Annotated in this window: 8 protein-coding genes; 4 read left to right on the top strand and 4 right to left on the bottom strand. The window is 72.6% G+C overall.

Annotated features, from left to right (window positions below; translation table 11 throughout):
* Positions 1–61 precede the first annotated feature (61 nt).
* On the bottom strand, positions 62–955 hold the full coding sequence (gene purU, locus STRAU_RS15045; protein WP_016641185.1) for a formyltetrahydrofolate deformylase: 894 nt from the start codon (positions 953–955) through the stop codon (positions 62–64).
* A gap of 26 nt (positions 956–981) precedes the next feature.
* Positions 982–1,482, bottom strand: a complete 501-nt coding sequence (locus tag STRAU_RS15040; RefSeq protein ID WP_078621220.1) for an SCO4402 family protein — start codon at positions 1,480–1,482, stop codon at positions 982–984.
* Between the two features lie 118 nt (positions 1,483–1,600).
* Between STRAU_RS15040 and STRAU_RS15035 the strand changes: the two genes are divergently transcribed.
* A complete protein-coding gene (locus STRAU_RS15035; RefSeq protein WP_037659548.1) occupies positions 1,601–2,983 on the top strand; it encodes an ABC transporter substrate-binding protein in 1,383 nt (460 codons plus the stop codon).
* Positions 2,984–3,000: 17 nt separating this feature from the next.
* Here STRAU_RS15035 and STRAU_RS44435 read toward each other — a convergent pair whose 3' ends face one another.
* Together STRAU_RS44435 and STRAU_RS15025 are read right to left on the bottom strand one after the other, a co-directional pair.
* The gene (locus tag STRAU_RS44435) at positions 3,001–3,723 is read right to left on the bottom strand and encodes a hypothetical protein (RefSeq protein ID WP_016641183.1); all 723 of its coding nucleotides are present in this window, start codon (positions 3,721–3,723) and stop codon (positions 3,001–3,003) included.
* A gap of 1,466 nt (positions 3,724–5,189) precedes the next feature.
* Entirely contained in the window at positions 5,190–6,578 is a 1,389-nt protein-coding gene (locus tag STRAU_RS15025; protein WP_016641182.1) for an NsdA family TPR-like regulatory protein, read from the bottom strand.
* A 433-nt stretch (positions 6,579–7,011) separates the two neighbouring features.
* Between STRAU_RS15025 and STRAU_RS15020 the strand changes: the two genes are divergently transcribed.
* The 3 genes from STRAU_RS15020 to STRAU_RS15010 all read left to right on the top strand — a co-directional run bounded on the left by STRAU_RS15020 (position 7,012) and on the right by STRAU_RS15010 (position 10,224).
* Positions 7,012–7,698 (top strand): bifunctional DNA primase/polymerase, encoded by a 687-nt coding sequence (locus tag STRAU_RS15020; protein ID WP_037659546.1) that lies wholly within the window; start codon positions 7,012–7,014, stop codon positions 7,696–7,698.
* A gap of 115 nt (positions 7,699–7,813) precedes the next feature.
* The gene (locus tag STRAU_RS15015; RefSeq protein WP_203227410.1) at positions 7,814–8,587 is read left to right on the top strand and encodes an ABC transporter ATP-binding protein; all 774 of its coding nucleotides are present in this window, start codon (positions 7,814–7,816) and stop codon (positions 8,585–8,587) included.
* Positions 8,584–10,224: a hypothetical protein gene (locus STRAU_RS15010; RefSeq protein WP_016641179.1), complete on the top strand. Its 1,641-nt coding sequence runs from the start codon at positions 8,584–8,586 to the stop codon at positions 10,222–10,224. The genes STRAU_RS15015 and STRAU_RS15010 overlap by 4 nt, the downstream gene beginning before the upstream one ends.
* Positions 10,225–10,448 lie beyond the last annotated feature (224 nt).

The raw sequence follows: 10,448 nt of genomic DNA, 5'->3' as shown, positions 1-10,448 counted from the left end.
GGTGGGAGAGATCCGCCGCGGAGCGGCGGCACCGAAAGCCGAAAAGCAGCCCCGCGCCGGGCTAGGCGAACACCACGGTCCGGTGGCCGTTCAGGAGGATGCGGTGCTCCGCATGCCACTTGACGGCCCGCGCCAGCGCCTGGCACTCCACGTCCCGCCCGATGGCGACCAACTGGTCGGGCGTCACCCCGTGCCCCACCCGCTCGACCTCCTGCTCGATGATCGGCCCCTCGTCGAGATCGGCGGTGACATAGTGCGCCGTGGCACCGATCAGCTTCACGCCGCGCGCGTGCGCCTGGTGATACGGCCGCGCGCCCTTGAAGCTCGGCAGGAACGAGTGGTGGATGTTGATGATCCGCCCGCTGAGCTGCTTGCACAGGTCGTCGGAGAGGACCTGCATATAGCGGGCGAGCACGACAAGCTCGACGTTCTCCTCCCGCACCAGCTGGAGCAGCCGCGCCTCCGCCTCGGCCTTGGTGTCCCGCGTCACCGGAATGTGGTGGAAGGGAACGTCGTACGAAGCGGCCAGCTCGGCGAAGTCCGTGTGGTTGGAGACGACCGCGGCGATCTCCACCGGCAGCGCGCCGATGCGCGAGCGGAACAGCAGGTCGTTCAGGCAGTGGCCGAACTTCGACACCATCAGGACGACCCGCATCCTGTCGTCGGCCCCGTGGATCTGCCAGTCCATCTGGAAGGAGTCACCGATGGCCGCGAAGCTCGCGCGCAGCTTGTCGAGCGTCACCGGCGCCTCGGCCGAGAAGTGCACCCGCATGAAGAAGAGTCCGGTGTCGTGGTCGCCGAACTGCTGGCTGTCCTCGATGTTGCAGCCGGTCATGAAGAGATAGCTCGACACGGCGTGCACGATGCCTTGTTTGTCCGGGCAGGAGAGCGTGAGGACGTACTGCTCGGCGCGGTCGGCGCGCTGGTCACTGGCGACGGCGGACTGCTCGTTCATCCGCCCAGGGTCCCATATCCGGGACCTCACCCCGACCGCGTGAGAATCCGCAGGACCTCCAGTGTCCGCGGCTGCCCGTCCGGATCGTCCCCGTCGCCGGCCGCGAGCCGCACGTGCGCGTCGCGCGCCGCCCGCACCGCGTCCGGCCAGCCCGGGTGGTCCAGATACACGGCCACCGCCGCGTCCGGACCGACCTCGTGCATGATCCGGAGGACCCGCAGCACCGCGGCGTCGACGAGCGCGGCCTCCTGCGGGTCCCGGAAGATCGTCCCGACGTACTTCTCCGCCGACCAGTTGTCCAGCCACGTGTCCTCGACAAGGCGGTACACGGCGTCGGTCACGTCCCCGTACTCCTCGCGCCCCGCGAGCCAGCACTCCCGCTGGAAGACCGGGTCCGAGAGCATGTGCAGCGCCGAGCGCACATTGCTGCGCCAGCGCCACCACGGCATGTCGTTCGTTGGCATGCCGCCTATGGTCGTCGACCGACGGCCGCGACGGGAAGACTTCTCCGTTCCTTGCACGGTCATCGATCGTACGTTCCCACATCCCCCACGCGTTTACGGCCCCACCAGTTCATGCCTTGGTCACCAACCGTTGGGTGCGCGTCACTCCCAGGTTGGCCCGTTGACGGAATCGTGCGTGTCCATGACCGCCTTGCGACGCGTCTTCCCTCCCCGTCCCGCCGAGACCGCGCCCCGAGCACGAAAAGCGCTGCTCAGCGCGGCAGCGGTGGCGGCGTGTGCGTCCGTGGCCGTCGGCTGCGGGGTCATCCCCGGTACCACGGGGGGTTCCGAGGATGACCCCGTCAAAGTCATGACCTGGGCGCCGGAGCACACCAAGGCGACCAACAAGCCCGGCATGCCCGCGATGGCCGAGGCGTACGCCCGCTGGATCAACACCAACGGCGGCCTGGACGGCCGCAAGCTCGAAGTCGTCACCTGCAACGAGCGCAACGACCCGGTCGGCGCGGGCAACTGCGCCCGCGAGGCGGTCAAGGAGGACGTCGCGGCCGTCGTCGGCTCCTACAGCCAGCACGGCCGTGCCTTCATGGGACCCCTGGAGTCGGCCGGTATCCCGTACATCGGCGGCTACGGGCTCACCGACGAGGAGTTCTCGAGCCCGCTGTCGTACCCCGTCAACGGCGGGCAGCCCGCGCTGATCGCGGGCAACGGGCGGCAGCTCGCCGGTGTCTGCGACCGCGTCTCGCTGGTGCGGCCGGACACCATCGCGGGCGACAACCTCTCCAAGCTCCTGGACTCCGGCCTCGCCCAGGGCCACAACGCGGCGTCCGCCGACATCCGGGCCCCCGAGGACGCCTCGGACTACACGACGCAGGCCGAGGAGGCCCTGGACCGCGTGTCCGAGGGCGGCTCGGGGAGGACGGTCGGCGCCACGGCCACAGCCTCCGGGTCCGACGCGGACTCCGGCTCCGGCTCCGGCTCCGGCTCCGGCGGCAAGGAAGGCTGCGTCGCGGCCGCGCTCGGCGCCCGCACGGACACCTTCTTCGACTCCTTCCGGCGCACCGAGGACACGTACCCGGACGTGCGCACCGCCTCCGTGCTCGGCAGCGTCGACCAGTCCCTCATCGACCGCACGGGCGGCGCGGAAGGCGTGTACGAAGGGGCGTACGTCACCGGCTGGTACCCGGACGGCAGCGACAAGCGCTGGTCGAAGATGCGCGAGGTCATCCGCGAGCAGGCGTTCGGCGACAACCGGGTGGACGCGGCGGACGCGGGCGTACAGACCACCTGGATCGCGTTCACCGTCCTGCGCCAGGCCGTCGAGTCGCTGAACGGCGACGACGTCACGCCCCGCGCGCTGCGCCGCACCCTCGACCAGGGGCTGCGGGTGGACACCGGCGGGCTCACGCCCATGCTGAGCTGGCGCTTCGAGGACATGCTCGCGGCGGGCGACTACCCGCGCCTGATCAACGCCGACGTCACCTTCCAGGTGGTGCGGGACGGCCGCCTCGTGCTCGCCCGCAAGGCTTTCGTGAACGTGGCGAAGACCCTCGAATCCGCCCGCTGACGAATCCGCCCGCCCCGCTACAGCTGCGTCCGGTCCCGCTTGGTCAGCCCGTGCTGCTGCGCGATCGCGTTCCACAGGGTCGCGGCCTGCTGCTTGGCCTGTGTCGCCTCGCCGCTCGCCCGGTTGCCCGCGGCCGAGTGGTTGGTCTGCCGGGCGTGGCCCTTGCGGCAGCCCTTCTTGCGGGCGACCTGGTCGGCCCACGCGGCGTAGTGGTTGTCGGCCGACGCGGACGCCTTCCACGCCTTGTTGAGCGCGGCGGTCAGCTGCGCGTTCTTCGGCAGCTTGTCGACGGTCAGGCCGGAGAGCCTGCCGACGAGGCCGTCGCGCTGCTTGGCCGCGGCCCGCAGATCGGTGGCGGCCTGCTTCAGGTTCGAGCACTTGCCCACGTCACGCACGGCGCCGATCACGGTCTCGCGGCTGTTGTTGCTGTCCGCGAGGAGCTTGTCCAGCGCGACCGCCTGCTTCTTGGAGGGGTCGGCGGACGGTGACGGCTTGTCGCTCTCGGCCGGTTCGGTCGCGGCGAGCGACTTGTTGTCGTCCTTCTTGTCGTCGTCGCCACCGCCGCCGCCCCCGCTGAGCATCGCGCCCGCGCCGACGCCGAGCACGGCGATGCCCACGCCGACGGCCGCGAGGAGCGGCAGCTTGGAGCCGCCGCGGCCGCGGCGCTGCCGCCCGGGCTCGGGCTCGGGGCCCGGGGCGGGTACGCCGGGGCCCGGTGCGGGCACCTGGAAGCGGGGCATCTGCTGGGTGGACGCGGGGCCCTCGTCGGGCTCCGGCTCCCGGCGGAAGAGGCTGTCGAACTCGGCGGGAAGAGGCTGTCGACCTCGGCGGGCGGCTGCCGGTCGCCCGGGGCGCCGGGGCGCACGCCGTACGGAGCGGAGGCCGAGGCGGCGGGGGCGCCGCTGTCCGTGACGGGCGCGATGAACTGGGTGGGCGCGTTGTCGTCCGGGGCCGCCGCGCCCGGGACGACGTCCTGCGCGCGCCCCAGGAACTGGGTGGCGCCGTCGGCGGGCATCTCGGGCGGAAGCGCGCCCGGCGCCGCGGGGGTGCCGGGGTCGACCGGCGCGATGAACTGGGTGGCCTCGGCGTCGGGCCCGGCGGGCGCCGCGTGCCGCCCGCTTCCGCCTCCGGCAGCGGGCGGAAGCGGGGCGGAGCCGTGCCCGCCGTAGGAGGCGTCGTGACCGCTGTTCTGGGCGTACGAGGGGGTGTTGCCGCTGTGCCGGCCGTACGAGGCGTCGTTGCCGCCGTGTTGGCCGTACGCGGCGCCGTGGCCGCCGTTCTCGCCGTACGAGGGGGTGTTGCCGCCGTGCTGGCCGTACGAGGCGTCGTTCTCGCCGTACGCGGCGCCGTGGCCGCCGTACGAAGCGTCGACACCGCCGTACGCGGCGTGCGCCCCGCCGTGCCTGCCGGACCCGTCGTACGAAGTGCCGGGCAGGCCCTGGCCCTGCTGCTGAGGCAGGCCCTGGTTCTGGTGGTCCTGGCCCTGGTCCTGGTTCTGGTTCTGGGGCGGCATGAGGTGCCCCTCGGCGGGTATGGAGCCGTGGCCGGGTATTCGGCCCGGACTCTGACCGGCCCCGTGCCCCGGGACCTGAGCAGGCATCTGCCCCGGCACCGGGCCGTACCCCTGCCCGGCGCCTTCGGACGGCATCGGCGCCCCCTGGCTCCCGTACGCGGCGGCGTCCGGGTACGACGCGGGCGGCGGCGCCGTGGGCGGCAGTGGTGTGCCCTCGGGGGGCAGCGGCATCCCGCCCCGAGGCGGCTGCGGCCCGGCGGGGTCCTGCTGCGGGGCGTCCCAGGCCGCGCCCGCGCCCGGTGCCGGAGTCGTCGGCTCCGGGCCCCAGGGGTCGCCCCAGGGGCTGCCGACGGGCGGGGCGGCGTGGTCGCCGGTGGTGCCCGGCATCAGGGGCTCGCTGCCGTCCGCCGGCAGCACGATGCCCTCGTGCGCGTGCCGCGCCGCGGGTTGCTGCGGTTCGGAGGAAGCAGCGCCTTGCCCGCTCTGCTGCGTCACCGGGACTCCTACGAATGGGGGACCTTCGGAACGTCGGCTCACGCTACCGGGTCCCCGCGGCGCTCTGCCACGCAGCTCAGGAGGCGGTAAGCACCGCACCTGACACAGACGCCACAGGAGTAACAGAAGTTGTGCGGGAGACGCTGTTAAGGGCTCCTTAAGGGAGATGGAGAGCCCACGTCTCCCGCCGAACGGGGTTCACGCCGCCTGGAGGTCGAGGCGCGCACCGAACTCCCTTACCACCGGCTCCTCCCGGAACGGTTCGAGCCGCTGCTGGAAGTCGTCGAGATACTCCGCGCCGCGGTTGGACCGCAGGGTGCCGAGGAGTTCGATGGCCTTCAGGCCGGTGTGGCATGCCTGTTCCACCTCGCGGCGCTGGACCTGGGCCGTGGCGAGCAGCACCAGACCGATGGCGCGGCGCCGCGCCCGCGTCGGCGGATGCCCGGCCAGGGACTCCTCCGCGCGCCGGGCGGCCGCGTCGGCCTGCCCCAAGTCGCGGTGGCAGTGCGCCAGTTCGTCGGCCAGATATGCCTGGTCGAAATGGCGGATCCACACCGGGTCGTCGCCCGAGTCCTCCTCGCCCGTGGCGCGTTCCATCGCCTCGACCGCGCGCCCCGCCACCACCTGCGTGGACCGGGCGTCGCCGAGCAGCGCGTGTCCCCGCGCCTCCGCGGCGTAGAACATGCACTCCGCGCGCGGCGTGACCCGCCCGCGCGCCCCCTCCTGCGCCGCCCGCGCCAGCTGCGCGATCTCGCGGGGGTTGCCGAGCTGCGCGGCGAGGTGACTCATCGACGCCGCGAGTACGTACCCTCCGTACCCCCGGTCGCCCGCCGCCTGGGCCAGGCGCAGCGCCTGGATGTAATAGCGCTGGGCCAGGCCCGGCTGGCCGGTGTCCACGGCCATGTACCCGGCGAGTTCCGTCAACCGCGCGACGGCCGCGAAGAGTTCGCGCCCCACCGCCTCGCGGTAGGAGCCCGCGAGCAGCCCGGAGACGACCGAGTTGAGGTAGTGCACGACGACGGGGCGCACATGCCCGCTGCCGTACTGGTGGTCCAGTTGTGTCAGGGCCTCCGTCATCGCCTTGACGGCGGCCACGTCCGAGAGCCCCACGCGCGGCCCGGCCGTGCGGCCGACCTGCGCGTCCGGCGAGGAGATGAGCCAGTCGCGGCTCGGCTCCACGAGCGCGGACGCGGCGACGGACGAGCCGGACAGGAAGTCCCGCCGCCCCACGTCGCTGCGCCACAGCTCGCAGACCTGCTCGATCGCGCCGAGAACGGTGGGCGAGAACTGCAGCCCCACGCCGGAGGCGAGGTTCTTGCCGTTCGCCATGCCGATCTCGTCGATCGTGACCGTGCGCCCCAGTTTGCGGCCGAGCGCCTCGGCGATGATGCCCGGCGCGCGCCCGCGCGGCTGCTGGCCGCGCAGCCAGCGAGCCACCGACGTCTTGTCGTAACGAAGATCGAGACCGTGCTCCGCGCCGCACATGTTCACGCGACGGGCCAGGCCGGCGTTGGAACAGCCGGCTTCCTGAATGAGCGCCTGCAGCCGTTCGTTGGGCTGCCGCGCGACGAGTGGCCTGGCGGCCATGGCGTACCCCCTGTGTGCACCGTGGACCATCTGGAACTTCGGATGTGGATGTCGAATGAGGAACGGTCCGGGCCGGTTTGCCCGCATCGCCCAGATGATCAATGCCCTGGGAACAACCGGAAGATGCACCACTAGCACCACAAATGAGCTGCAACCTGCGGGAACTCCGTATTTCACAGCCTTTCGTGGCGTTTAGCAGCGCAATAGAGCGGAACGCGGCAGAGCGTGGCAGAAAGACGTGTAATGACGTAGAACACAACAGAGCACAGCACAAGTCGGCGAGCCGGGTGAACCTGGGTGAACTCCGACTGCCCTTGACGTGGCTACCCGCGCCGGGCCCCCCTTGCCCATGCGCGCCCCCACCCGTGCACCCATGCGCCCCGCAGCAGGATCGATGCTCCTCCCCCGCGCACGTGACACCCCGTAACCCCACATGACGCGGGCAGTTGAGACCTGCGTGGAAGAGACCATGGGAGTCACGTCAGCCGCGCAGATCCCGAAGCAGCGCGGAGAGGCCCTGCAGGACACGGCCGTTCGGTACGCGGAGGAGCGCCACTGGGATGTCTTCCCCGGCGCCTGGCTCGAGTCCGTCGAGGGCACGTGGCGCTGCTCGTGCGGCGAGGCCGCGTGCCCCGCGCCCGGCGCGCACCCGGTGCGCGACGACTGGCCCACGCAGGCCACGGGCAGCGCGACGGTCGCCCGGCGGATGTGGGCGAAGCAGTCGAACGCCTCGATCCTGCTTCCGACGGGGCGTACGTTCGACGCGATCGACGTGCCCGAGACGGCCGGCTTCCTCGCCCTCGCCCGCATGGAGCGGATGGAGCTGACGCTCGGCCCCGTGACGTGTACGCCGGACCGGCGCATGCAGTTCTTCGTGCTGCCCGGCGCCTCGGCGAAAGTCCCGGACCTCGTCCGCAAGTTGGGCTGGCCGCCCGCCGCCCTCGACCTCGTCACCCTCGGTGAGGGCGCGTACGTCGCCGCGCCGCCCACCCGTTTCGGCGCCTCCGGCGCGGTGCAGTGGGCCAACCGGCCCACCCCGGCCAACCGCTGGCTCCCCGACGCGGAGGAAGTCATCTCCCCCCTCTCCTACGCCTGCGGCAGGGACTCCCGCAGGAAGTAGCCCCCCACCGGCCCGCCGCCTCTTCTGGGGCTCCGCCCCAGGGGCTCCGCCCCAGACCCCGCTCCTAAAACGCCGAAGGGGCTATATTTCCCCGACGGCGATCAGAGGGGCAGCGGTGACCCAGCCAGCGGTTCGCGTGACGAACCTGTGGAAGACCTTCGGCCAGAGCCTTGCCGTGGCGGGCATCGACCTCACCCTCCCGGCAGGGAAGTTCATCGGCCTCGTCGGCCCGAACGGCGCGGGCAAGACCACCACCCTCTCCATGGTCACCGGCCTGCTCCGCCCCGACCAGGGCACCGTGGAGGTCGTCGGCCGCGACGTCTGGCAGGACCCCGCCGAGGTCAAGGCCCGCATCGGCGTACTCCCCGAGGGCCTGCGCCTCTTCGACCGCCTCTCCGGCCGCGAACTCCTCGCCTACACAGGCAGGTTGCGGGGCCTGCCCGGGGAGGAGGTCGACAAACGCGCCACCCAGCTCCTCGACGTCCTCGACCTCGCGGGCGCCCAGCACAAACTGGTCGTCGACTACTCGACGGGCATGCGCAAGAAGATCGGCCTCGCGGCGGCGCTGCTCCACAACCCCGAAGTCCTCTTCCTCGACGAGCCGTTCGAGGGCGTCGACCCGGTCTCCGCGCAGACGATCCGCGGCGTCCTGGAGCGCTACACGGCGTCCGGGGCGACCGTCGTCTTCTCCAGCCACGTGATGGAGCTCGTGGAGTCCCTGTGCGACTGGGTCGCCGTCATCGCGGCGGGCCGCATCCGCGCGCAGGGCCCGCTCGCCGAGGTGCGCGGCGAGGCGGCAACCCTCCAGGAGGCGTTCCTCGAACTCGTCGGCGCGAACGGCCGCGACGCCGGTTCGGACCTCGACTGGCTGGGCGGCGGCGCCCGATGACGACGCCGGACGCCACCGCCCCGGGCGGCCACCCGGGCCCGGCCCCGAGCACGGGCCTGACCCCCGTCTTCGTACGTCTGAAACTGTCCCTCCTCCGCAACGGCCTGCGGCAGTCCTCGGGCCGCCGCGCCGCGTACGTCGCGTCCGCGGTCGTCGCGCTGCTGTTCGCCGCGCTCCAGCTGCTCGGCCTGATCCTGCTGCGCGGCAACGAGCACGCGGCGACCGTGTCGGTCATCCTCGTCGCGGTGCTCGCGCTCGGCTGGGCCGTGATGCCGCTGTTCTTCCCGAGCGGCGACGAGACCCTGGACCCCACGCGCCTGGTGATGCTGCCGCTGCGCCCGCGTCCCCTCGTACGCGCCCTGCTCGTCTCCTCGCTCGTGGGCATCGGGCCGCTGTTCACGCTCTGTCTGGCGCTCGGCACGGTGATCGCGGTGGCGCGGGGCGGGGCGGCGGTCGCGGTGGGCGTCGTCGCGGTGCCGCTGACGCTGCTCGTCTGCGTGGCGCTCGCGCGGGCCGTCGCGGCCGCCAACATCCGCCTGCTGACCAGCCGCAAGGGGCGCGACCTCGCCGTACTGAGCGGGCTCGTCATCGCGGTCGGGGCGCAGGTGGTGAACTTCGGGGCGCAGCGCATCGGTTCGTCGGAGTCGGGCCTCGGCGAGCTGGACCCGGCGGCGGACGTGCTCGGCTGGATCCCGCCGTCCTCGGCGCTGTCGGCGGTGCACGCGGCGGGCGATGCCCGGTACGCCACGGCGGCGGCCCAGCTGGCCCTGTCCGTCGCGGCCCTCGTCCTGCTCCTGTGGGCCTGGCGGCGCAGCCTGACCCGGCTGATGACCTCGCCGGACGGCTCCACGCTCGCGGCGGCCGAGCCCGCACGGACCAAGCGCCGCACGACGGGCCTGGCCGCCCGGCTCCCCGCGGGCCGCACCGGCCCCGTCATGGAGCGCACCCTCCGCTATGTGTGGCGCGACCCGAAGACCAAGGCGGCCTGGGTGACGTCCCTGGCCATCGGCCTGATCGTGCCCCTCTTCAACGCGCTGCAGGGCACCGGCTCCCTCTACTTCGCGTGCTTCGCGGCCGGGATGCTCGGCATCCAGATGTACAACCAGTTCGGGCAGGACACGTCGGCGTTCTGGATGGTCGCGATGACGATCTCCTCGACGCGTGACGCGTACGAGGAGCTGCGCGCCCGGGCCCTCGCCCTCTTCGTGATCACACTGCCGTACGCGACGCTGGTCACCGTCCTGACCACGGCCCTCCTCGGCGAGTGGGCCGCCCTGCCCGAAGCGCTCGGCCTGTCCTTCGCGCTGCTCGGCGCCATGCTGGCCACCGGCGCCTGGGCGTCGGCCCGCTACCCCTACTCCATCCCGCAGCAGGGCTACAAGAACGCCGCTCCCGGCCAGGCGGGCCTCGTCTGGATCTCCATCCTCGGCGGGATGCTCACCGCCGCCGTCCTCTGCGCGCCCGTGCTCGCCTTCACGATCTGGCTGCACACGGCGGGCCACACCGCCTGGACCTGGCTGCTGCTCCCGCTGGGCACGGCCTACGGGGCCGCCGTCACCTTCGGGGGCCTGCGGCTCGCGGCGCCGCGGGTGGCGGGGCGGCTGCCGGAGATCCTGGCGGCCGTGAGCAGGGGCTGAGGCTCGCTCCGAGGCCGCCCGGACACGGAGCGACCCGCGAGCCGTGGTTCCCGCGCCGTGCGGCGGGGGAAGCCGGCCGGACGTACCGGCGGCTCGCGGGTCGGGTGACTGCCTGAGTTTCGGCCGGCTGCACGCAGCTCTCGCGTGCTGGTCCGGCACCGCACTCGGTGTGGTGGCGGGCCGCTAGCCCGCAGCCACCTCTTCCGTCCGGTGTACGTACATCT

It is taken from the genome of Streptomyces aurantiacus JA 4570 (assembly GCF_000414115.1).
Taxonomy (GTDB): Bacteria; Actinomycetota; Actinomycetes; order Streptomycetales; family Streptomycetaceae; genus Streptomyces; species Streptomyces aurantiacus_A.
Note: the sequence above shows the minus strand (reverse complement) of the source record. Positions and strands in the feature narration are given on the sequence as shown.

Coding starts and splice junctions, on each gene's coding strand:
- purU (WP_016641185.1), bottom strand. CDS start 955: ATGAACGAGCAGTCCGCCGTCGCCAGTGACCAGCGCGCCGACCGCGCC.
- STRAU_RS15040 (WP_078621220.1), bottom strand. CDS start 1,482: ATGACCGTGCAAGGAACGGAGAAGTCTTCCCGTCGCGGCCGTCGGTCG.
- STRAU_RS15035 (WP_037659548.1), top strand. CDS start 1,601: ATGACCGCCTTGCGACGCGTCTTCCCTCCCCGTCCCGCCGAGACCGCG.
- STRAU_RS44435 (WP_016641183.1), bottom strand. CDS start 3,723: ATGCCCCGCTTCCAGGTGCCCGCACCGGGCCCCGGCGTACCCGCCCCG.
- STRAU_RS15025 (WP_016641182.1), bottom strand. CDS start 6,578: ATGGCCGCCAGGCCACTCGTCGCGCGGCAGCCCAACGAACGGCTGCAG.
- STRAU_RS15020 (WP_037659546.1), top strand. CDS start 7,012: ATGACGCGGGCAGTTGAGACCTGCGTGGAAGAGACCATGGGAGTCACG.
- STRAU_RS15010 (WP_016641179.1), top strand. CDS start 8,584: ATGACGACGCCGGACGCCACCGCCCCGGGCGGCCACCCGGGCCCGGCC.